The sequence below is a fragment of the Prosthecobacter dejongeii genome (assembly GCF_014203045.1).
GTDB lineage: Bacteria > Verrucomicrobiota > Verrucomicrobiia > Verrucomicrobiales > Verrucomicrobiaceae > Prosthecobacter > Prosthecobacter dejongeii.
On the sequence record NZ_JACHIF010000004.1, the window covers coordinates 117,794 to 139,497 of the forward strand.

Consider the following 21,704-nt stretch of genomic DNA (forward strand, 5'->3'; position numbering starts at 1 on the left):
GGGTAGGCTCCAGAAACACATCATGAACATCCAATGGGACAGTGCCGATAACCATCTGGCCATCAATCCAGCCCAGCCTGAGTCAGCGGAAGGGGTGGATGATTTTTTAAAAAGGCAGGGCTTGCAGGGGCTTTGCCTTTTCCAAACCTCTGGCAGTGAGGGTACGCCTAAGTGGGTAGGACTAACCAAAAGAGCGGCTTTGATTTCAGCAGCGGCGGTGAATGCCCATTTCGAAGTCACGAAGGGGGATCACTGGCTCATCGCTCTGCCTTTGCATCATGTGGGTGGTTTTTCCATCCTGGCTCGGGCGCACCTCAGTGGCAGCCGCGTCACGCAAACTTCGGCAAGGTGGAATCCGCAAGAGTTCGCCAATTTGTGTGAGAAAGAGAACATCACGCTGGTCTCACTCGTCCCCACCCAGGTGCATGATCTAGTGCAGACTCATGTGACGTGCCCAGACTCTATTCGCGCTGCAATCGTGGGGGGCGGGGGAATGTCGCAGACCCTTGCAGATTCTGCCATGGAGCTAGGCTGGCGAGTTTTTCAAAGCTACGGAATGACCGAGGCTTTTTCACAGATCGCCACCCAGCCCTACAATTCGTTCGGCCCAGTATTCGATGTGAAATCTTTGGAGGTCTTGCCGCATTGGAATCTAACGACCGATCCTTCCGATACCTTAACTTTACGAGGTCCTGCTTTAGCCTCGGGTTATGCGTCTCGTTCTGTAGTGGGCGAGTGGCGATGGGAGGCCATTCCAAAGGAAGGGTTGAAGACGCGAGATCGAGTCCGGCTATGGGTGCACGGCACTCGCCAGTTCCTGGAGTTTAAAGGCAGGGAATCCGGGTATGTCAAAATCTTGGGCGAATTGGTTCATCTAGCCCCGTTGCAAGAACAGGTGGAAAATGTAGCTCGGCAGTTAGGGTGGGCTTCTTTGCCTGTTTTGCTTCCTATGGCAGATGCTCGTGCGGAAACTAAACTGATCCTGGTGGTGGAGTCTTCAATGCCTGATCCACAGGAGCTGATGGAGGCTTTTCACCAGCAATCACCGCCCTGGCTGCGCATCACTCAGTCCTACTTTTGCCCGACGATTCCGCGGAGCGATCTCGGGAAAGTCAGAGGGGAAGTACTTCGTCAAATCGTAGAAAACGCTCTTTCTAGGAAGCAAATTTGATCTCTATCTCGAAGAATCTGCAGCTAATCGTTTTTCCTTCGGGCTAAATCTCAGGTTGACGCCAGACATTCAAGATCGTTTAACTACACAACTTTGTTCCCGATGCATTCGCCCTTTCTCGCTGCGGTTTCTGGCCTTCAGTTTGGGCTGGAAAGTCTCTCCCTCCCCAGCTTAATCATCGCTGGTCTGCTGGCTGTGCTTTCCATGATCAGTTGGACGGTTCTAGTAGCCAAGTGGCATTTGCTAGGCAAAGCTACAACAGCCAACAATGAGTTCATGGGCAAGTTTCGGGAAAGTGCTCATCCCTTAGCGCTTTACCTCATCCGCGAGCGCGTGGCCCTTTCGCCCATGTATCATGTGTATCACGAGGCTTGTCGTGAGCTTGCCTTTTATCTCGTTGGAGAAGAGGAACCTGGCAAAACTTTTAACAGTCGGCTGCAGGGAGCCGGACGCATCACTTCTTCACAGATGGGAGCTGTTCAAAATGCCATGGAGCGAGCCGTCGTCTCTGCGGCCACTCGTGTGGAGGTGCGTCTAGGTTTGATTTCCACGGTGTTGGCCGTGGCTCCTTTCCTAGGGTTGCTCGGTACGGTCTGGGGGATGCTGGATGTCTTTGCCATTCTTGCTCAAACCCAGGGTGAAGCAGGCATCGCTGAGTTAGCCCCGGGTATCTGCTCAGCACTACTGACGACTTTGCTGGCGTTGTTTGTCACCATCCCCAGCCTCCTCGCTCACAACTTTTTAGTTGGCAAAATCAGGGCCATGATTGTGCGACTGGATAACTTCGCCAATGAACTCAGCGGGGTATTGGATCGGCAATTTGTGGATCATCGCAGTCCTGATGAGTCTTTGCCCAGTCTAGGTGCCATGGGCACCCCGACCATGCCAGGATTCAGCCATTCTCCAAATCAGCCCCTGGCATCTGAAGGTAAACTGGCCACCACATGAAGCGTGTCTCTCAGCGTCATCTTCCCGTTTATGTCAGCCAGGTAAGCTTAGCTGCTCTTTTGGATCTTGTATTGATCCTTTTGCTGGCGGTCATTCTAGTCGTCCCTCTCCTCCGGCGCGAAAAGGTGATTGAAAAGGTCCCCGTGACTCCAGATCCGGGAATCAAAAATCCGATGCCGACAGCCAAGGTGGACCTGCGCATTCAGCCAGATCAGTCCATTCTACTGGATGGTAAAAAGGTCACGGGTGAACAACTGCTTCCAGAATTGAAAAAGATACTCTCAACAAAGCCGGATTGTGGCGTTCTTGTCCACATGCCGGCGAATTTTGCGGCGGGTTCCTTAGCTCGGCTGATGGAGGAAATGCATCGGGTGGGCGTTAAGCACACGGCGGTGGAAGTGCTGGACGGTAGCCAACCCTGATTCCTTCCTTTTCCTTTATGCCAGCTAAGTCGCAACACCCGCCTTTGGAGCCCGTCTGGGCCGTGATGGTGGCTGTCGTTTTAGGGCATGTTTTATTGGGGGTTGTCATTTGGACTGTGCTCCCCTTGTTTAAACCTACTCGTTTTATCCTGCCTGTTGAGGCACCTTTTAAAGATGCTCATCATTGGTTTTCTCCGGGTGATTTTCGGCGGATTCAGGCTCCGATAACGAGCTTACCTGTGAAAAGCGAGCCTCCACTAGGTGCGCTTTCTTTGAATGCACCCATCAAACAAGCTGCCGAGCTCAAAGACGTAACAAGCACACTGGCTGAAACGCCGCTAGTTTCGCCCCAGGGGAGTATGGCAACCGTTGCGCGACCTACGAGTAAGATCATCACGCTCTCTCCTGTCTTGGAGTTAGATCCAAATGCACAGCCTCAGGTGAGGTCTTCTCGGCCGCCCATCACCATGATGGAGATCCTCAAACAGGCGAAGCTAGAAGAGGCAGAGCGTCAAGCCACCGGGGGCGCGAACATGGATCGAGTTTTAAAAGCGCTGGAGCAAGCACTCAGCCAAAGCTGGAATCCGCCTCCCGTGAAGGAGGTGCCCGTGCTTCAGCGCGACGTTCGTTTGCAATTCATCATTGGTCGAGATGGAACGGTGTTACAGGCTGAGGTGACTAAAAAATCTGGAGCCTCCGCTCTGGATGAATCGGTCACCCAGTCGGCGAAGACCTTGAAAAAGATTTCCGAGTCTCTTCCTTCAAGTTTCCCAAAAGACCGCTACACTGTGGAAGTAAATTTCCACATTGAGTAAATGACTGGCCAGCGAATATTTCTCTTAGCTTTGCTCTTGCTGACCCAGTCAGCCGCACAAGCTGTGACTTTGCCGTCATGGTTGAAGCTACCTGCTGCTTCCAGAAAGGCTTCAGTCAAACTATCTCAGCATAAGCTGAGGCTGGGGGAGTTCTCGGGTGCGACTGGGGTAAGTGCCAAAAATTCCCTCCTAACTGAATTGACCAATTCACGAGAATTCCAGATCACGGATCTGGGGGCCGACTTTGTCGTTTCAGGCTCATCGGTCGGTGGACGTGTGATGGGGCGCCTGGTGCGAGCCGATGGTAAATTGGTCTTTGAGCGGACTTATGCAGCACCTGGACTGGATGAAAATTTGCGGGCTTTCGCCGACGATGTCATTTTTGCCGCCACTGGCAAACCGGGGCTTTCAACAAGTCGGTTGGTCTTTGTCAGTGATCGCACCGGTACGAAGCAGATTTACACCTGCGATGTTCAGGGAAAAGAGGTCCAGCAAATCACGCGCCATACGCATGGCGCAGTCTCCCCTTCATTGTCACCCGATGGAGGTGCCATCGCTTATACCGCTTATCGCTCAGGTTTTCCAGTGGTTGAAATTTTAGATCTCGGTGTAGGCTGGGAGCGCACTGTGACGGATACCCCCGGCAGTAGTTTTGGGGCGGCATTTTCTCCCGATGGTCAAAAGCTGGCCCTGGTTATGAGCTTCTTGGGAAATCCCGAAATTTTTGTTACCGATTTAAGCACTAACACCGCAGGCTGCATCAGCGATACCATCGGTGCCCCGAGCAGCCCTTCCTGGCATCCCGATGGCAAGCAGGTGATCTTTGCCGATGATCGGGGCCAGGGGCCACGATTGTATGTGGCTGAGGTGCCGGACAAGGATGGGTCCGAAGCTCGGTTGTTCTTGTGGCGTGCAGGACACTCTTTTTGCACAGACCCAGAATTCTCTCCGGATGGTCGCCATGTGGCTTTCACCACACGAATCGGTCGAGAAACGGCGGTGGTGATCAAGGAATATCCTCAGGGTGCAGCGCAGGTCATCCAGGCCGAAGGTGCTCAGCATCCATCTTGGAGCCCCAACGGACGCTACCTCTGTTACTCTCAGCATGGCACACTGTATGTGCATGATCTGCGCACGTCCGTCCGCCGCACTGTATTGACCCAGTACGGGACCATTTCTGAACCCCGATGGATGCGATGAGACTCTGCCTAACCAGTTTTCTGACTTCAATCCTGCTTTGCAGTTGTGGTGGTGTCACTTCTCCCTTTCAGGAAAAAAAAGCTGACATCGTTTTTGCCCTTGGTTCAAAAGATGGCTTCGCCAGTCCGATGATGGCTTCCTTGAAACCAGCCTGTCCCGCTCTGGAGTTTCGGGGGACAAATTATGCGCTCAATGGTGCCCATAAAAAGCAGCTTCTTCAAATGGCCGAAAGCTGGAAGGAAACGAAACCGCGCTACCTCATTGCTGGTTATACCCCGCCGGATCTGCCTGATGACTATGCCCGAGCTTTATCTGAACGCCGTGCTCAGGCTGTGAGGCAGAACCTCATCGAAGCAGGGGTGGAAGCCTCGCATCTTCAAACCGTGGGCTTTGGGCATGATTCAGCCCCGTCTGGGCCGACCACGTCGGTGGTCGTCATTTATAAGCAGTAAAGAATTTAAATAAGCTGAATCTATGCCTGAAAGGCCGCAATAAGGCCCTTCAGGCAGAGGATTATGAGGCAAGCACGGGTTCTTCTGTGGGAGCAGGCACCGATTCCTCGGCTGTTAATTCAAGCAATGACGTTTGCTCTTCGGTTTCATGGTGTCCTTCTTCTGCGGCGACTTCCGCAGCCAAGCGCAGTTCCTCCTGCTTCGTCGGGCGCGTGTCTTCCGTGGTCATCCGCACGCCAATGGGTTTGCTGATGCCGAACTCCTGCATGGACACACCATAGATGACGTCAGCGCGACTCATGGTGCGCTTGTTATGCGTCACGATGATGAACTGGGAGTTATCAATGAAGTTGTCCAGCATCTTCAGGAAACGTGAGATGTTCGATTCATCCAGTGGGGCATCAAGCTCGTCCAACACACAGAATGGGCTGGGTTTCACCTGATAGATGGAAAAAAGGAGGGCCACAGCCGTCATGCTGCGTTCTCCACCGGAAAGTAGCGAAATGGTCTGAAGCTTTTTGCCCGGCGGCTTGGCGATGATTTCAATGCCAGATTCCAAAGGATCCGTGTCATCTGTGAGCATCAGGTCGGCCTTCGCAGTGGGGCCAAAGAGCTCGCGGAAGTTGTTGTGGAAGAAACCCCGCACGAGTTCAAAAGTCTCTGAGAACATCTGCTTTGTGGTCTCATTGATCTTGGCGATGACCTGCAGCAACTCCTCTTTGGAATTGATCAAATCATTGTGCTGAGTGTCGAGGAAATTATGACGCTCCTCGAGTTCTTCGAATTCCTGAATGGCATCCAAATTCACTGGTCCGATACCCTCCAGCTTCTGGCGCAGTTCACCGACAACTTCATTCACGAAATCCCAGTCTGGATGGCCTTCTTCGCCAGGGATTTCAATCGCCTCTAGATCCACGTTGTCAGCATCTACGACCGGGATTGGAAGCGCTTCGGAGGAAATTTCAGAGGCACTGTCTTCTGATTCAGGAACTTGGCGGCTGTCCGCAGAGTCCATTTCAGCAGAAGATAAAGCGGTCTTTTTCTTCTCCCCTCGTCCTCTGGATTTTTTCTGCTCCTCAATGCTGTACATCAAGGCATGATAGTCTGGTTCAAACGCAGAGATGTGGAAGGAATAGCGTTCCTGCACCTGATTGATGAGGTTTTCCAGCCGCAGATCCACTCGGGTCAATTGCACTTCAATCCGGTTGCGCGAATCGCTCAACCCCGTGGTTTGCTGGCGCAAAAGCATGAGTTGGTTCTCAAGCTCCGTGACGCGCTCAAAAGCGGCGGCCCGATCTTCTGTCTTGTTTTGCAAATGTTCGTCGATGGCCTCAATAGCCCCTCGTTGCGATTCCACCTGTTCTGCAAAACGAGCATTTTCTGCAATGCTTTGTTCCATGCGGCTACGCCACGTATTGATCTCCACATCGAAGCGTTGGATAGAAGCCTCCAATTCGTGCAACCGGGTTGCCATAGGTGCCTTTTGACGTTCGAGAGATTGAAGCGCACTTTGTTCCAAAGCTAGGGCGGTGCGGAGCTCATTGAGTCGCTCACTGGATTCCAATTCGCGACGGAGAAAAGCCTCCATTTCCACTTCCAATTCACCTTCATGAATTCGTGCACCCTCGAGTTGCTCTTGGGCCACAGTGGATTCCTCACGCTGCCAGGCGATCTGTGCTTCAGCAGCTTGGATACGGCTGGTGATTTGGTTTTGATCCCACTCCACACTTTCCAGTTTGGTGGTGGCCTGCTGGAGAGCACGCTGCACCACAGAGAGTTTGCCTGTGAGTTGGGAGAATCCTTCGCGAGCTCGTTGGCTTTGCTCGCGTAGGGTCAATTCCTCCCGCTGCATTTCCTCCACCTGCGCACGCAATTGGTCCACAGCTTCTTCCTTTTCGAGAACTTGGTATTCGTAGCCTTCTAACTCGACTTTGAGCGTGCGGACTTCAGCTTCACGGCGGAGCATGGATGCGGCTTCTTCTTTGGTGGCTCCCCCATGGATCACCCCATCTGCACTGATGAATTCGCCCTTCATTGTGACGATGGCCACATCTCGAAGCTGCTTTTTCAGTCGCAGGGCCGTGTGTAGATCTTCGACGATGAGGACGTTGTTGAGCAGACGGTCTGTGAGTTCTTGCACACCCTGACGTGCCTTCACTTTATCCACTGCCCAAGCGATGCCGCCCTCCGGCACCAGTTGCCGATCTGGCACGGCTCGCATGGTCGCGAAGTCATGTGGAAGTAAAGCTGCTTTGCCGAGCTGTTTGTTAGACAGTCGGTCTAGGATCTGCGCGGCGAGTTCACTATCGGTCAATAGCACTGCCTGGAGATGGTCTCGAAGAGCCGCTTCAATAGCTGCTATGAACTGAGGCTCCACCTCAATGGAGGAGGCCAAAAGTCCGCGCACGCCGACAGAAAAGACTTCAGGGTTATCGAGGCCCTTCAATACTTGCTGGGTGCCTTCGGCTAAGCCCTCACCCTTTTGCAGAAGCTGCTCGATGATCTCAATGCGGGAACGTCTCTGAGTGACAGCGCGCTGAAGTTCGGTGAGTTCTTCATTCAGAGCATCCCGTTGAGCGCGCTTTTCAATGATGTCACGAGCGCAGTTTTTAGCCTTTTCATCCAGTTCATCACGGGTCTGTTCGAGATCCTGAATTTCGCTCTGAAGATTGTCGAATTCGATCTGGCTGGCTTCTTTAGCCTGAGCCGAAGATTGTCGGTCATGCGCTAGAGTTTCATGCCGTTGGCGGTCGGCGGAAATTTGGTTAGTCAACGACTGAGCACGAGCATCTGCTGCTGCGATTTGGCCTTCAAATTGACGAATGGATTCGCGCACAGCACGGCGATCGCTGTCCAGGCGACTGCGGTCTGGCAGGATGGAATTGTGGACGGAGAGGTGCTCATTGAGCGACATTTGCCGGGTCTCAATATTTTCGCGAATGCTGATGAGTTGCTCATCCGCGCTAATCATGTCGGCTCGTTGTTGTTCCAGATGCTGCTGGCCTAGCTGGATCTGCTCCTCATTCTGACGGATGCGGCCCTGCAACTCTTCATTACGCTCATTGTTAAACCCGATGCGACCTTCTGCACTTTGGACTTGGCTGCGCAGTTCCTGGGACTGTTGGCGGAGTTGGTTGATTTGTGATTCGACAGAGTGATAAGCCTCACGAGTTTCAGTGGCTTCTTGTTCAGTCGCTTGGAGGCGGGTTTGTAGGTGTTCCAGTTGCTCCGTCATCATGCGCACATGATTTTCGGACTCGGCTTTTTCCGCACTGTATTCGCTGTATTGGCGATGTGCGAGATGGGTGTCAAACATGCGGACATCATCCAGCAGAGTCTGGTAACGACGTGCTTTGGCGGCCTGCCTCTGCAGGGTTCCCATTTGGCGCTTCACTTCAGCGATCACATCGGCCACGCGCAGTAAGTTGGCTTCGGTGTACTCGAGTTTGCGCAGAGCTTCCTTTTTCTGCCCTTTGAATTTCGTAATCCCGGCAGCTTCTTCGAAAACCATGCGGCGGTCTTCAGGCTTAGAACTGAGCAACATGTCAATCTGGCCCTGGGCCATGATGGAGTAAGCCTGTCTGCCAATCCCCGTGCCTGAGAAGAGATCATTGATGTCCTTCAGACGGCAGACGGTGTTGTTTAGGCGGTATTCACTGCGACCGTCGCGGAAGACTCGGCGGCAAATGGCCACCTCGTTGTATTCCACGCCCAGGGCCTGCTCGCAGTCGGCCATTGTCAGCACCACTTCGGCAAGGCCTACGGGTTTGCGTTTGTCCGTACCGTTGAAAATGACGTCTGCCATTTCCTCTCCGCGCAAGGCCTTGGCCGAGGTTTCTCCAAGCACCCAGCGAATGGCGTCCACCACATTCGATTTGCCACAGCCGTTCGGTCCGACAATGCCAGTGACCCCTTTGTGAAACTCAAAGTGCGTCTTATCGGCGAAAGACTTGAAGCCGTGAAGGGTGAGGCTTTTGAGGTACATGAGAGTGAAAAGGTTGAACCTGTTAAAGTGCCAGACTCAGTCCTTATTGGGCAAGTGAGAAGGGAGGTTTTTACCATATCTTGTGTTTATTTAATTTTAATTAAACAATATGTATGGTTTTAGTGTGCGGGTTTCTTGTGAATAGTGGTTTGGGCTGTGAATAAGCAGGCAATAAAAAACCCGCCAGCGAAGTCGCAGGCGGGTTCTTAGTCGGATGCTGAAGCGGCGTTTATTTGGCTTTCACCAAGACCTTTTCAAGGGTTCCCGCAAAGTCTCCTGCTGTAGTGCTGCCGATCTGGTTGCCGAGGTCTTTGCCATCGGCGCTCAGGAACTGGATGTGGGGGATGCCTTCCACTTTGTATTTGGAGGAAGGGGCTGCGTTGGCTTCCTGGTCCACGTCTAGATAGGCCCAGACGAATTTGTCATGTAGGGGAGTAACTTCCTTGCTGGGATAAACAGTCTTTTTCATGGACTGGCACGGACCGCACCAGGCGGCTGAGAAGACGAGGATGACTGGTTTGTTTTCCTTTTTGGCCATCTCAAGAGCGGCTTTGTAATCGGTGCCAAATTTAGGACTGCCATCTGGGAAATCAGCGGCGAGCAGGGGCAGGGTAAAAACGGCAGCAAGGAGAGTGATGAGCTTTTTCATAAGTTGGAGGTGCGTGGTTTACGACACGTGGATAGGACGTCCGTGATCGGGTTTTTATTCCAATTGTAAACGTGCGAGGGTGCCATAAAGGCTGCCTTCCTTAGCCACCAATTCTTCATGGGTGCCGCGCTCGACGATGGTGCCTGCACTGAGAACGAGGATCTGATCACAGCGGCGCACGGTAGAGAGGCGGTGGGCGATGATGATGGAAGTGCGGTTTTCCATGAGCTTGTCCAGGGCGTCCTGCACGAGGCGTTCGCTCTCGGCATCAAGGCTGCTGGTGGCTTCATCGAGGATGAGGATGGCGGGGTCTGCGAGGATGGCGCGGGCGATGGCGATGCGCTGGCGCTGGCCACCGGAGAGTTGGGTGCCGCGCTCACCAACCAGTGTGTCGTAACCTTCGGGGAGTTTCTCGACAAAAAGATGCGCATTGGCTTTTTTCGCGGCTTCAATGATCTCAGCCTCGGTGGCATCGGGTTTCCCATAAGCAATGTTTTCCCGGATGCTGCCGCCGAACAGAAGAATCTCTTGGGGAACGAGGGCTAGGTTTTTACGCAGGGTTGGCAATGCCATTTCGGAGATGGGTTGGCCATCGATCAAAATGCGACCACTTGTGGGCTCATAGAAGCGGTAGAGCAGGGAAATGGAGGTTGTTTTACCACTGCCACTTGGACCCACAAGGGCGATGCGCTGGCCTGCTTTGGCTTGCAGAGAAAACTCGCGCAATACAGGCGCATCTGGGCGTGTAGGGTAGGCAAAGCAGATATCGTGCATCTCGATCTCGCCTTTGAACCGGACCTTAGGTGCGTCAGGGGCTTCTGGCTCGGTCGGTTCTAGCAGGATCTCACGCACGCGATCCGTCGCGCCAAGGGTGCGCTGGATCTGAGTGATGAGCTCTGAAAACTGACCGACCGAGGAAGCAATGACGGCACTGAAAGCGGCAAATTGAGTGAGCTCCTCAGAAGAAATCTGGCCTTCACTGAGCATCCGCAAGGCGACCCAAGTGACGACGATGAGGGCGAGACTGAAAGCAAAAATGATGAAGGCCACAAAGGCAGCCCGAGGGGCGGCGGCACGGATGGCTGTGGTGAGGAAATTGCCGAGGTTTTGGTTATACCTGGCCATTTCATGAGCTTCGTTGGCGAAGGCTTTGACACTGATGATGCTTTGGAGGCTTTCTTCCACCACCACCTGAGTGGTGGCCAGGTCATCCTGGGCTTTGCGCGTCAGTTTGCGGATGCGGGCACCGAAGATGGCGATCATAACGATGACCACGGGAATGGTGGCGATCATCACAAGCGCCAGTTTTACACTGATCTGGAGCACAAGGACTAATGAGCCCAGGAGCATGACGCTGTGGCGGATGACCATGGGAATGGCCACTACCAGTGTTTCACGCATGGATTCCACATCATTGGCCAAACGAGAAGCCAGTTCGCCTACGCGACGCGCATTGAGGGTGCCCATGGGCAGACGGATGATGCGGCTGTAGGTTTCTCTTCGCAGAGTTGCCAGCGCACGTTCACTGGCTTTGGCAAACAGCATGATACGCCAAAAGGCAATGAAGGCCTGCACTGTCACAATGCCGGCCAGAATGAAGATGGAGTGCTGCAACTCGGCCATCCATTCAGGTCCCTTAGCGCCCCCGAGTCCTTTGCCCACGACCTCTGCCGTCAGCTTAAAGAACGTGACCGAGAGTAATGCCGTCGTGGCCAGCGCAATCAACGCAGGGATGAAAACATTGAAGTGTGGGCGCAGATAGCGCAGGAAAAAAGAGGCATCCCGCCAGGCGGCGCGGTCCCAGATCTTTTTGGTCGGTGGGGTGTCAGGCATGAAAATTCAGGAGAGGAGATAGATCAAGAAAAAGGCGCGATGCACGCACTACTTGGCATGCGCCCACAGTTTCAGGGAACGAGATGGATTTTCGCGACTCAAAAAATTAAGGAAAAACATCAAGAGTCGGCAGTGTGGAAGGGATAAGAGTGGATGGCAAGGACGGCAGTCATCTGGTTGCAACAATGGCAAGGATGAACGAACGAGATTCCTGCCTCTCATGCTGCAAGTTTCTCAACTCAATCTCCCAGTGGACCACACGGATGCCGATCTGCGTGCGGCGCTGCTTAAACGCCTCGGAGCGAAGGATGCGACCTTTACTCTGAAGCAACGCGCCATTGATGCCCGCCGCGGTCATGTGAATTTCAGCTACACCCTGTTGGTGGAGGTGGCGGATGAAGCCCGGGTGCTGAAAGCGCTAAAAGACGATACCAAGGTCATCGCTGCTCCCGATGAGACGTATGTCGAGGCAGCGGCCACCCCCATCGGTCAATCCGGAGATGCTGGACGACCTGTGATTGTGGGTACGGGGCCTTGCGGGCTTTTTGCAGGCCTGCTGCTGGCACGGGCGGGTTTGAAGCCGATTTTGCTGGAGCGTGGCAAGGCTGCGGGTGACCGCGCGCGCGATGTGACGGGCTTTTGGCGACGTGGCTGGGATTTTAATCCCGAATCGAATGTGCAGTACGGGGAAGGTGGCGCGGGTACCTTTTCAGATGGCAAGCTTTACACGCAAATTCGTGATCGAGAGCATCGCATTCCTTGGTTGCTAAAAGAGATGGTGGCTGCAGGAGCCCCCGAAGATATTTTGATCAAAGCCCGGCCTCACATTGGGACGGATCGCCTCATCAAGGTCGTCCGGCATGTGCGGGAAGAGATCATCTCTCTGGGCGGAGAGGTCAGGTTCAGTTCCCGAGTCAGTGACGTGGTGGTGGAAAAAGGCGCGATGCGTGCCGTGGTGTTAGCGGATGGTGCTGTGATCGAAGGCAGCCCTATCGTCTTCGCCATCGGCCACAGCAGTCGTGATACCTTCCACATGCTGCATGCGCGTGGCATTCCCTTTGATCCGAAACCATTTTCCGTGGGTGTGCGGATCGAGCATCCGCAGAAGCTGGTGGATAAGATGCTGTTTGGCAAATGGGCCGGGCATGAGCGTCTGGGTTCAGCCCCCTACAAGTTTGTAGCGCATTGTGACACAGAACGGAGTGCATATAGCTTTTGCATGTGCCCTGGGGGCCTTGTTGTCGCGGCCACTTCAGAACCAGGCATGGTGGTGACCAATGGCATGAGTAGTTATGCGCGGGCCGAGGCGAATGCTAACGCTGGGTTCATGGTCGAGGTTGGGCCGGAAGACTATGGCCAAGCTCATCCACTGGCCGGGATCGAATTTCAGCGTCAGATTGAGCGCCGCGCTTACGAGGTCGGCGGCAGCAATTACCAGGCTCCGGCTCAGCTCCTGGGGGATTTTCTTTCAGGGCGTGCCTCGACCAGTCAAGGCAGCGTGAAGCCTTCGTACGAACCAGGCGTCGTCTGGACGGATCTGCGGGAAGTTCTGCCTGCGGCCGTGATCGAGACTTTGAAGGAAGCGGTACCTCGCATTAACAAAAGCTTGCCTGGTTTTGACCTGGCGGATGCCGTGCTCACGGCGGCTGAAACTCGCAGTTCTGCGCCAGTGCGTATTCCCCGTGACCCGACGACTTATGAATGCGTCTCGTTGAAGAATTTTTATCCGGCTGGCGAGGGCGCAGGGTATGCGGGGGGGATCATTTCAGCGGCTGCCGATGGCATGCGCGTGGCCGAGGCGATCCTAAAAGGACGCTAAAAGTCCGTCCAAGATTAGCCGTGATTTTGAGTTGGGAAGGGCGACTAAACGTCGCCGCCACTCGTTTTTGTGTGTAGAATAGTTTTCAACAATCGCTCAACGTTTTCGTCATAGCCTCTGCGCAGATACGCGTTTTTGAAAACTTACCCAACCCATGAAAACACCCATTCGATTGACTCAAATCCTGGCCGCTGCGGGACTGTTGACTCTCTCCATCAGCCCTTTAGTTGCCGATCTGAAAGCTCCCCCTAAGCTGGCGGCGAGCGAATTCCATGCGCGTCTTTTGAAAGACGATGCTGCCCTGCCCGCTGGTGGGCAACTGCAGATGAGCTACGCTACGGTAGTGGAAAAGATCCTCCCCAGCGTCGTCACCATCTTTGCCTACGGTGGCAAGTCAGATTCAGAAACGCCAAAGCTGGAGGACATCCCTCCTCAATTGCGTCCCTTCTTTGATCGTTTCTTTGATGAAAACGGCAATCCAGAGTCCCCGCAACAGCAGCCTCGAAACCCACGCGGACGCCGAGGTGGCCAACAGCAAGAGGAAGAAGAGCGTAGCCGACCAAATGGTGTCGGTTCGGGTTTCATCGTTTCAAGTGACGGCTACATCATGACTAACAATCACGTCGTGGGTGAAGCTGAGAAAATCGAAGCGGTGGTGGAAATCAATGGCCTGAGCCGCACTTATTTAGCCAAGGTTATCGGGACTGATCCTCTGACAGATGTGGCCTTAATCAAGATTGATGCCACAGATCTGCCCCAGGCCACTTTGGGTGACAGCGATAAACTTCGCGTGGGTGACATTGTGCTCGCTGCCGGGGCACCGATGGAATTGAACCGCTCCGTAACCCAGGGTATCGTGAGTGCTTTGGGTCGCAGTGGCATGAATATCGTAGGCAATGGCCGCATGGCGGGTTATGAAGACTTCATCCAGACGGATGCGTCTATTAACCCAGGGAATTCCGGCGGCCCGTTGGTGGATGCCCTTGGGCGTGTGGTGGGTATCAATACCGCCATCCTTTCTCGCTCCGGGATGAATGCAGGGATTGGCTTCGCCATTCCGGTGAACATGGCCATGCGCATTGTCGAAGACCTGATTGACAACGGTTCCGTTCGTCGTGGTCGCCTGGGCATTGTGTTGATGGATTTGGATCGCGAAAAAGCGGAAATCTTGGGCTTAAAAGACCAGGGTGGAGCTGTTGTTCGCACAGTCTTTAATGATACACCGGCTGAAAAAGCAGGGATGGAACCTGGAGATGTGGTGACTCACGTGGATGGTCAGCGTGTGGATAGCAGTGCCAAACTGCGCCTCGTTATCAGTGGTCGGAAACCCGGCACCGCCGTGAATCTCACGGTCTTGCGTGATGGCAAGAGCGTGCCGGTGACGGCGACTCTGGATGAGATGACCGATGATGCCGTGGCTCAGTCGAACACGAATTCGCCACGCGGTGGTGGCACGGGCACCAGCATTGCCGAAATCATTCCTGGAGTGACGGTGCAGAATCTCACTCCAGCCACGCGTGAACGATATGACATCCCGGCCAATGTCGTTGGAGTCATCGTCACAAAGTTGGAAGCTGAAAGCAAGGCCGCCGCCATGGGGATGGAGGAGGGGGACGTCATCATGACGGTCAATAAAAACCCCGTCCGTGCGGTGGGGGAAGCCCATGAGATGGCGAAGACCAGCGAAAAAACGGTGATGCTCAAAGTCTATCGTGGTGGTGACACCATGCTTTTCATGGTGAACAAAAACTGATGGGTCTCCCTTGAGATTCTTGCCCGTGCCTTCCTTCTGAAGGCACGGGCTTTTTTGTGCTCAAGGGTTGAGAAATAGTCCTTTTAGTGCATAGTGATGTTGTGACAGGTTCGTTCCATGGCCCTCCCCAAGCCTCGGCGACTCCCGTTTTGCCGGGAAGGCCGCGCACGGCCCCTGCGGAGCCGAGTCTCCAGCCAGATCTGGAACCGCCATACCATGTGATCCTGCATGACGACGATGAACACACTCATCGTTATGTGGTGAACATGATGATGCAGATCTTTGGGTACGATGCCTCGAAGGGCTTTCAAATCGCCTGTGAGGTGAACGAAAGTGGACGAGCCATCGTGGTGACCTGCCACAAGGAACTGGCCGAATTTCGGGTGGAGCAGATACATAAGTATGTGGACGAGCTTCCTGCCGCCAATGAACCCGGGCCCATGAAGGCCTCGATGGAGCCAGTGGAGTAAGTTTGAAACTTTTTGCAGGCTGGGCGGGTTAAATGAGGACCATGAAGCCTTCCTACACCCATTTGCTGTTCTTAGCTCTTTCCTTAAGCGTCCTGGCCCAGGAAACGCCCGCCCCGGCGGACCGTACTCAGCGGTTGTTTGACCAGATTGATGCTAATAAGGATGGCAAGCTGGCAAAGGAAGAACTGCCAGAACGGCTACGTCCAAATTTCAGCCGGGTGGATACTGACAAGGATGGCTTCATCTCACGCGCTGAGCATCAGACCGTGGTGGGTCGGTCAAAAGAGGCACGTCCAGCCCCTGGACAGCGCCCGTTACCGGCTGGGGTCGAGGCGAAATTGGACTTGGCTTATGCCGAGTCTGATAACCCACGTCAGAAGCTGGATCTCTATCTTCCCAAGCTACGCAAAACGGAAAAGCCGCTACCCGTCATCATTTTTATTCATGGCGGCGGCTGGCGGGGAGGGGATAAAAGCAGTGGCATTGGCAATGTGGGGCGCTTTGTCGCCTCCGGGGAATATGCGGGGGTTTCTGTGGGCTATCGATTAACCAATGAAGCTCAATGGCCTGCTCAGATTCATGATTGCAAAGCCGCCATCCGTTGGGTGAAAGCGCATGCTCAAGAATATGGACTGGATGCCTCAAAAATTGGCGTCTGGGGAACCTCCGCTGGTGGGCATCTTGTGTCTATGCTCGGCACGAGTGGAGATGTTAAAGAGCTTGAAGGCAACCTGGGCAAGCACCTGGATCAAGATAGCAAGGTGACCTGCGTGGTGAATTTCTTCGGGCCAGAAAACTTCCTCACCATGGTTCGCCAGCCTAGCACGATCAACCGCACTCAAGGTAAAGATTACCCTGAAGCTTTGTTGTTAGGCGGGCCAGTCCCTGAGCGTGAAGCCGTGGCTAAGGAGGCCTCTCCCGTCACGCACGTCTCTGCAGGAGATGCCGTTTTCTTCACTGCTCACGGCACGAAAGACCCTCTCGTGCCATTCGCGCAAGGGGAAGAAATCCATGCTGCACTGAAGAAGGCAGGCGTCCCTTCGATCCTCCAAGAAATGACCAATGGAGGTCATGGTTTCCGAAGTGAAGTGCTGGATCAACGGATTCAACAGTTCTTTAATCAGCATCTGCGTGGTGTTGAATCGGAGATCGAGACCACGCCGATTGCAATTGATGCGAAATGACAAAACTACGCTTTGTTACTTTTTAGGTTTTGCCGGTGTGGGTGGCTTCGGCTCGACGTAAGGCGGGTTCGTGTAGGCACCTGGGGCCACGTCTTTTAGGTTCGCAGGGATCTCAGCCTGCACTTGGCCGAGTGCCCAGCGCACACCGCCGATGAGGATGTCTTGGAAAACAGGATTGGTCCAAATGTCTTCCCGGTGGCCCATGGCGGTGTACCACACGCGGCCTTCGCCTTCTTTGCGTGCCCAGGCACTGGGGAAAGGCGGGCGTTTGTATTCATCTCCGGTCATTGCTGGAGCATCCATCAAACTGAGCACGTGGATATCTGGGGTGAAGTCTTTGAGCGAGTACCACTCTTCATGGAGGGAATATTCAGGACCAACTTTTTCAAAGCCTGGAAACGTGGGATTCACCACGGTGTTTTTCACCGCTTGTTGAGCTCCATGTTTGATGAACTCTCCGCCAAGGAAACGCACATAAGAATCGGCTTTTTCCCCATGATTGAGGTAACGATCTGGGCCTTTTTTAGACTCGTTGTTGGTGTGGAAAGTATCGCTGGCCGAGTGAGTGCCGATGAAACCTTTGCCAGACTTGACGAAGTCGAAAAGAGCCTGCTTGCCTTCTGCTGTCATGGGCGGCTGCTTGTCCGTGCCCTCCTCCAGGAGATTGCCTGTGGTGTAAAAGAACACAGCATCAAATTGAGCCAAATAGTCTTTGCCAAATTTGGAACCGTCTTTGGAAAACTCAAAGTCCCAGCCTTGCTTGGCTCCGAGTTCCAGCAGCACTTTTTCAGCATAACTGGGCTGGCCATTTTTCCACGAGATGACGCTGTGTTCAAAGCCGCTGGACTTAGAAAAGAACAGGATGCGAGGCTTTTTGGTTTCGGGTGCGGCGAAGACGAGGCTGAGAGCGAGGCCGAGACAGACCAATGGGGCGAGAAGTTTCGGGAGCATAATGAGTGTCGGCTTTTATCCTGGGTGGGCAGCGGTGTAAAGGCTAGGCTGTGGCTTTCCGGGCCGCAGTTACTAGATCCATAAACAGCTTTTTCTGCTCAGCGAGGGCAGCGATTCGATCTGCAGGTTTGGTGCGGGCCTCCAGAAGGATCCAACCTTCGTAATCCGCTTCAACGAGGAGTTTGGCCAACTGGTCATAGGGGTATTTGCCTTCATTGACTTCACGGATGTGAGTCGTTTTGCCCAGGTAAGGCTGCACTTTAGCAAAGTTGGCGGCAATGCCTTCGCCTTTTAGATCTTCGTCATTGGAGTTCCAACAAACGCGGACGTTATCCCGCGCAGCCACTTCCATGATGGTTTTGATATGGCCGAGGTCGCAGACACCTCCGTGTACTTCTAGACGGATTTCCTGGCCGAAGCCCAGGGCGTAATCGCCGAGTTCGGCCAGGGACTTGCCGATCTGTTCCAGAGTCTTTTCCACGGGTACCTCTTTGGGAAGGGCGTTTGGTTTCACCTTCACACCACTGCCGCCGATGTCGTGGCTGAGCTTGATGTAGTCTTTGGCCGTGGCGAGGTTCTTTTGCACCTGGGCTGCATCGGCACTGTGAAACTCGGCATTGGTGCCCATGCCCAGTATTTCGACAGGGGAGTCTTCGAAGCGCTTTCTTACTTCTCCGCGCTCTTGAGCGTTCAGGACGGGTTCCACCTTGTGGGCGTGCTCGATGCGCAGTTCCACGCCCAGCACCTGAGCTTGTTCGCAATTGGCGATCAGAGTGGGAAGGTCCCAGTCTGCACCCCACATGTAGGTCACCAGGCCATACTGGATGTTCTCACCCTTGTAGCTGAGCTTGGCCTCCTGAGCGGCGAGAAAGCCGGTGGCGCTGCTGCCGAGGAGAGTGGTGAGGAAATGGCGGCGGGTGTTCATGGGGAAAGAAGGAGGAAGCGAAGTTGAACGAAAGTCGGGGGTGAAAACAATCCTTTTTTGTCCGCCATTTTGGTCGGTAGTGATGCGCAGATGCTTTACCTCTGCCTACGTCTAATGAAAGAGCGTGCATGCCGTTGTTAACCTGGTTGATAAACATTTGGTTATGAACTTGTTTTCTTTTTTCCTGCGTTCCTGTCACGGGTTGCATGCCCTGGCTGTCCTGCTGCCCCTTTGCCTGGGGAGCTGCGTGGGGGCACGGGTGAAGTCGGGGGTCACCTTTCGGGATCCGGCGTTTGTCCAGGGGGCCCTGAAAGGAAAAACGGTGGCCGTCACTGGTGTGCTGGTGGGTCCCCACATCACTCCGCCCAACCGAGTGCAGGAAGCCATGATCCTAGAGGATCTGGAGGCTCAGCTCAAGGCTTCTCCCGCACTGGGTTCCGTCATCGGAGGGAAGTTTTTTGAGCAGAAGGTGGGGAAGGTTTGGGATCGTGCTCTGTGGCAGAAATCTGGCAACTTGAAACTGGCCCTGACCCCGGCGCAAAAGGCCAGGGTCCAGTCCCTGGGCATCCATTACTTCCTGGTGGTCACCCTGCCAGTAAACAACACCCAGGAGCGGATTGACCGCCATACTTTCACTCACACCAACACGACTTATGATGAGAAGGGAAACGTGGAGACCTGTGACTCTACGACAACTTACACTACCCAGTCCATGAGCTTCCGCAGGCTGGTGGCCTGCCATCATCTGTATGATGTAGCCACCGGACTCAATGTCTGGCGCACGTATGGCGAGCACGTTCTTTATCGAATGTCCGAAAGGAGCTCTACTTCCGGCTACCCTGAGGCGCCACCTTTTCCGGCCCCGCCAGGGGAGTCTGAGGTGGTGAAGGCGATCTCTGAAAAAGTGCTGAAGCTGCTCAAATGAAAAAGCCCGCATCTGTTTCCAGATGCGGGCTTATGCAATGATGCTGCAGGATCAGTGGGAAAGGAACTCCTCCAGCGCCGCCTTGGTGATGCGATACTGGGTGCCGATCTTCTTGCCCTTGAGGTCCCCGGCTTCAATGCTGGCGAGGACGTCGCCTTCAGTCACGCCGAGGGTCTGGGCTACCTGAGCCGGAGTGAGGATATCAGCTACCGGAGCAGCCGCAGGGGCGCCGACTGCGGGCGTGGCTTGAGGCTGGTTGGGATTAAAGACTCCCTGATTAAACATTTGGTTAGCCATGCCAAAGCCCATGGCGATTTCTGCGGCTGCACCGGCAGGGCCACCGCCTTCGCCTTTGGCCATGCCTTCAGCCATCTGGAACTTCACGTAATCGTTCAGGTTTCCGATCGCGCTCATGCTGCTGCGTTTGTCGATCGCGGCTTCGACTTCTGGCGGCACGCTGGCGTTTTCCAGAAGGAAGGTGGTGATTTCGATACCGTACTTGCTGACGGTTGCTGGATTGATGATCGGCAGTAGCGCATCGCCCAGCTCGCTGTAACGAGTGGCAAGATCAAGCACGGGCACCTTGGCGCTGGCCAGAGCATCCGTGAAGACGCTGACGATGCGGCTGCGCATGGTGTCGGCGAATTCATCCAGGCGGAAGTGGTGGTCGGAGCCGGCGACTTCCTTGAGGAAGACCTTGGGGTCCACAATCTTGAAGTCGAAGGTGCCGAAGGCGCGGACGCGGACGATGCCGAAGTCCTGGTCACGCATCATGATGGGGTTGCTGGTTCCCCATTTGTTACCGGTGAAAAGGCGGGTGGTGACGTAGTAGATGTCTGCCTTGAAAGGTGATTCAAAACCATACTTCCAGCCTTTCAGCGTGGAAAGGATGGGGATGTTGTCCGTGGTGAGGCTGTGTTTGCCAGGCTCAAACGTGTCGCCAAACTGTCCCAGATAAACGAACTGGGCCACCTGGGACTCCCGCACGATGAGCTGAGCCCCGCGTTTGATTTCCTTGTCCTCGTCTGGGAAACGCCAGGAGAGCGTGTCACGTGAGTCATCTGTCCACTGGATGATTTCCAGGAACTGTCCTTTGAGGTAATCCATGAGGCCCATAATCGTGTAAAATAAAGAGTTGTGATGTCCTAGGGTTTGAGACTGGCGGCTGACAGCGGAATCATAGCACGTTTAAAAGACTGTCTGTTACGATTCCGCGCTCAATTTATCATCCTTAGTGCTTCAGAAGCCACTCGGTGGTGCGAGGGTTGAAGTCGGATAAGCATTCCCAATGGAAGGCATGTCCGGCATTGTCATAGAGATGGAGATCTGCGCCGGGGATGGCAGCGGCGACTTCTTCGCCCATCCATTTTGGGGTAAAGACATCGTCCTTGCCCCCGATGACGAGCGCAGGGCATTTGACGTTTTTCAGCTCGCCGATGGTGTTGTGAGTGATGGCGGCTGCGGCCTGGGCCTCCATGGCATGCACGGGCTGAGGGGCAGGATTGGTCGCTGCGTCTTTGAGGCCTTGCTGCATGTTGTTCCAGCAGTCGTCATTGTCGAACCAGGGTTTGGTGAAGATGAGCATCTGCACATAGTGCATGAAATCTTCTGGCCGCATGGTGGCTTTGCACTTCATCATGTGCTGCCAGGTGTAGAGACCGAAACGATCTTGCCGTGCCCAGGTGCACATGAGGATCATGCTTTTCACTTTATCTGGGTGACGTAGGGCGAGCTGCTGTGCGATGACTGACCCAAGGGAGCAGCCGACGACGCGGGCCTGTTTGATGCCAAGTTGATCCATTAGGCCTGCATAGTCATCGGCCATCATGGCGCTGGTGTAAGGACCTTCGGGTTTATCCGTCTGGCCCACGCCTCGATTGTCGCCGAGGATGCAGCGAAAGTGTTTAGACCACTCGGCGGCATGGGCTTCCCAGACTCCGCCCGGCGCGGTCACGCCCATGATGCAAACCAGCGGTTCGCCGTTGCCGCGTTCTTCGTAATACATCTGGATTCCGTTGGTGCTAACGTGGGGCATGGTTTTGGAGGAAGGTTGTGTTTGAAGTGCTTAAGCGATCCATGTTCGCAGGGAACTAGGGTTAGCCGGGATTTAGCGGAAATGCGTGACTGCGCCAAGTAAAAGTCTCCATGGATGTTGCTTCCTTCAATGTCGGAAGCTTGGTAGGGCGCTGCAAAAGGGCATTT

General features: G+C 54.3%; 18 protein-coding genes. 11 read left to right on the forward strand and 7 right to left on the reverse strand.

The annotated features are described in order from the left end of the window. The first annotated feature begins 22 nt into the window (after positions 1-22). From HNQ64_RS11050 to HNQ64_RS11075, 6 genes are all read left to right on the forward strand, one after another. Entirely contained in the window at positions 23-1,171 is a 1,149-nt protein-coding gene (locus HNQ64_RS11050; RefSeq protein WP_184208476.1) for an AMP-binding protein, read from the forward strand. 102 nt (positions 1,172-1,273) lie between these two features. Further along, positions 1,274-2,119 carry a MotA/TolQ/ExbB proton channel family protein gene (locus tag HNQ64_RS11055; RefSeq protein WP_184208478.1) on the forward strand — a complete coding sequence of 282 codons (846 nt, stop codon included), beginning with the start codon at positions 1,274-1,276 and terminating at the stop codon, positions 2,117-2,119. Continuing rightward, entirely contained in the window at positions 2,116-2,541 is a 426-nt protein-coding gene (locus HNQ64_RS11060; RefSeq protein WP_184208480.1) for a biopolymer transporter ExbD, read from the forward strand. The genes HNQ64_RS11055 and HNQ64_RS11060 overlap by 4 nt, the downstream gene beginning before the upstream one ends. Before the next feature lie 239 nt (positions 2,542-2,780). Beyond that, positions 2,781-3,356, forward strand: a complete 576-nt coding sequence (locus tag HNQ64_RS24320; RefSeq protein ID WP_184208482.1) for a TonB family protein — start codon at positions 2,781-2,783, stop codon at positions 3,354-3,356. 198 nt (positions 3,357-3,554) lie between these two features. Further along, the gene (locus tag HNQ64_RS11070) at positions 3,555-4,556 is read left to right on the forward strand and encodes a PD40 domain-containing protein (protein ID WP_184208484.1); all 1,002 of its coding nucleotides are present in this window, start codon (positions 3,555-3,557) and stop codon (positions 4,554-4,556) included. Positions 4,557-4,696: 140 nt separating this feature from the next. Then, positions 4,697-5,008: an OmpA family protein gene (locus tag HNQ64_RS11075; RefSeq protein WP_184208486.1), complete on the forward strand. Its 312-nt coding sequence runs from the start codon at positions 4,697-4,699 to the stop codon at positions 5,006-5,008. A 61-nt stretch (positions 5,009-5,069) separates the two neighbouring features. On the opposite strand, the gene smc is transcribed toward HNQ64_RS11075, so the two are convergent. From smc to HNQ64_RS11090, 3 genes are all read right to left on the reverse strand, one after another. After that, the gene (smc, locus tag HNQ64_RS11080; protein WP_184208488.1) at positions 5,070-8,993 is read right to left on the reverse strand and encodes a chromosome segregation protein SMC; all 3,924 of its coding nucleotides are present in this window, start codon (positions 8,991-8,993) and stop codon (positions 5,070-5,072) included. A 229-nt stretch (positions 8,994-9,222) separates the two neighbouring features. Continuing rightward, complete coding sequence (locus tag HNQ64_RS11085; RefSeq protein WP_184208489.1) at positions 9,223-9,642, reverse strand: thioredoxin family protein; 420 nt, start codon at positions 9,640-9,642, stop codon at positions 9,223-9,225. Between the two features lie 54 nt (positions 9,643-9,696). Beyond that, positions 9,697-11,475 carry an ABC transporter ATP-binding protein gene (locus tag HNQ64_RS11090; protein ID WP_184208491.1) on the reverse strand — a complete coding sequence of 593 codons (1,779 nt, stop codon included), beginning with the start codon at positions 11,473-11,475 and terminating at the stop codon, positions 9,697-9,699. 220 nt (positions 11,476-11,695) lie between these two features. Between HNQ64_RS11090 and HNQ64_RS11095 the strand changes: the two genes are divergently transcribed. The 4 genes from HNQ64_RS11095 (at position 11,696) to HNQ64_RS11110 (ending at position 16,701) form a co-directional block, all read left to right on the forward strand. Beyond that, positions 11,696-13,294, forward strand: coding sequence for an NAD(P)/FAD-dependent oxidoreductase (locus tag HNQ64_RS11095; RefSeq protein ID WP_184208493.1), 1,599 nt, complete (start codon positions 11,696-11,698; stop codon positions 13,292-13,294). 154 nt (positions 13,295-13,448) lie between these two features. After that, positions 13,449-15,047 carry a Do family serine endopeptidase gene (locus tag HNQ64_RS11100; protein ID WP_184208495.1) on the forward strand — a complete coding sequence of 533 codons (1,599 nt, stop codon included), beginning with the start codon at positions 13,449-13,451 and terminating at the stop codon, positions 15,045-15,047. Positions 15,048-15,148: 101 nt separating this feature from the next. Then, on the forward strand, positions 15,149-15,517 hold the full coding sequence (locus tag HNQ64_RS11105) for an ATP-dependent Clp protease adaptor ClpS (RefSeq protein WP_184208497.1): 369 nt from the start codon (positions 15,149-15,151) through the stop codon (positions 15,515-15,517). Positions 15,518-15,558: 41 nt separating this feature from the next. Beyond that, entirely contained in the window at positions 15,559-16,701 is a 1,143-nt protein-coding gene (locus HNQ64_RS11110) for an alpha/beta hydrolase fold domain-containing protein (protein ID WP_184208499.1), read from the forward strand. Between the two features lie 15 nt (positions 16,702-16,716). Here the strand turns inward: HNQ64_RS11110 and HNQ64_RS11115 are convergent, their stop codons facing one another. Next, a complete protein-coding gene (locus tag HNQ64_RS11115; RefSeq protein ID WP_184208501.1) occupies positions 16,717-17,652 on the reverse strand; it encodes a ThuA domain-containing protein in 936 nt (311 codons plus the stop codon). A gap of 43 nt (positions 17,653-17,695) precedes the next feature. Next, positions 17,696-18,577 (reverse strand): sugar phosphate isomerase/epimerase family protein, encoded by an 882-nt coding sequence (locus tag HNQ64_RS11120; protein WP_184208504.1) that lies wholly within the window; start codon positions 18,575-18,577, stop codon positions 17,696-17,698. A 163-nt stretch (positions 18,578-18,740) separates the two neighbouring features. Between HNQ64_RS11120 and HNQ64_RS11125 the strand changes: the two genes are divergently transcribed. Continuing rightward, positions 18,741-19,502: a hypothetical protein gene (locus HNQ64_RS11125; RefSeq protein WP_184208506.1), complete on the forward strand. Its 762-nt coding sequence runs from the start codon at positions 18,741-18,743 to the stop codon at positions 19,500-19,502. Between the two features lie 51 nt (positions 19,503-19,553). Here HNQ64_RS11125 and HNQ64_RS11130 read toward each other — a convergent pair whose 3' ends face one another. After that, the gene (locus HNQ64_RS11130) at positions 19,554-20,618 is read right to left on the reverse strand and encodes an SPFH domain-containing protein (protein WP_184208508.1); all 1,065 of its coding nucleotides are present in this window, start codon (positions 20,616-20,618) and stop codon (positions 19,554-19,556) included. Positions 20,619-20,733: 115 nt separating this feature from the next. Then, complete coding sequence (locus tag HNQ64_RS11135; protein ID WP_184208510.1) at positions 20,734-21,537, reverse strand: alpha/beta fold hydrolase; 804 nt, start codon at positions 21,535-21,537, stop codon at positions 20,734-20,736. Positions 21,538-21,704: the final 167 nt, after the last annotated feature.

What these genes read in the sequence shown, in the direction of transcription:
- HNQ64_RS11050 (WP_184208476.1), top strand. Translation starts at nt 23, where the DNA reads ATGAACATCCAATGGGACAGTGCCGATAACCATCTGGCCATCAATCCA.
- HNQ64_RS11055 (WP_184208478.1), top strand. Translation starts at nt 1,274, where the DNA reads ATGCATTCGCCCTTTCTCGCTGCGGTTTCTGGCCTTCAGTTTGGGCTG.
- HNQ64_RS11060 (WP_184208480.1), top strand. Translation starts at nt 2,116, where the DNA reads ATGAAGCGTGTCTCTCAGCGTCATCTTCCCGTTTATGTCAGCCAGGTA.
- smc (WP_184208488.1), bottom strand. Translation starts at nt 8,993, where the DNA reads ATGTACCTCAAAAGCCTCACCCTTCACGGCTTCAAGTCTTTCGCCGAT.
- HNQ64_RS11085 (WP_184208489.1), bottom strand. Translation starts at nt 9,642, where the DNA reads ATGAAAAAGCTCATCACTCTCCTTGCTGCCGTTTTTACCCTGCCCCTG.
- HNQ64_RS11090 (WP_184208491.1), bottom strand. Translation starts at nt 11,475, where the DNA reads ATGCCTGACACCCCACCGACCAAAAAGATCTGGGACCGCGCCGCCTGG.
- HNQ64_RS11095 (WP_184208493.1), top strand. Translation starts at nt 11,696, where the DNA reads ATGCTGCAAGTTTCTCAACTCAATCTCCCAGTGGACCACACGGATGCC.
- HNQ64_RS11100 (WP_184208495.1), top strand. Translation starts at nt 13,449, where the DNA reads ATGAAAACACCCATTCGATTGACTCAAATCCTGGCCGCTGCGGGACTG.
- HNQ64_RS11110 (WP_184208499.1), top strand. Translation starts at nt 15,559, where the DNA reads ATGAAGCCTTCCTACACCCATTTGCTGTTCTTAGCTCTTTCCTTAAGC.
- HNQ64_RS11115 (WP_184208501.1), bottom strand. Translation starts at nt 17,652, where the DNA reads ATGCTCCCGAAACTTCTCGCCCCATTGGTCTGTCTCGGCCTCGCTCTC.
- HNQ64_RS11120 (WP_184208504.1), bottom strand. Translation starts at nt 18,577, where the DNA reads ATGAACACCCGCCGCCATTTCCTCACCACTCTCCTCGGCAGCAGCGCC.
- HNQ64_RS11125 (WP_184208506.1), top strand. Translation starts at nt 18,741, where the DNA reads ATGAACTTGTTTTCTTTTTTCCTGCGTTCCTGTCACGGGTTGCATGCC.
- HNQ64_RS11130 (WP_184208508.1), bottom strand. Translation starts at nt 20,618, where the DNA reads ATGGGCCTCATGGATTACCTCAAAGGACAGTTCCTGGAAATCATCCAG.
- HNQ64_RS11135 (WP_184208510.1), bottom strand. Translation starts at nt 21,537, where the DNA reads ATGCCCCACGTTAGCACCAACGGAATCCAGATGTATTACGAAGAACGC.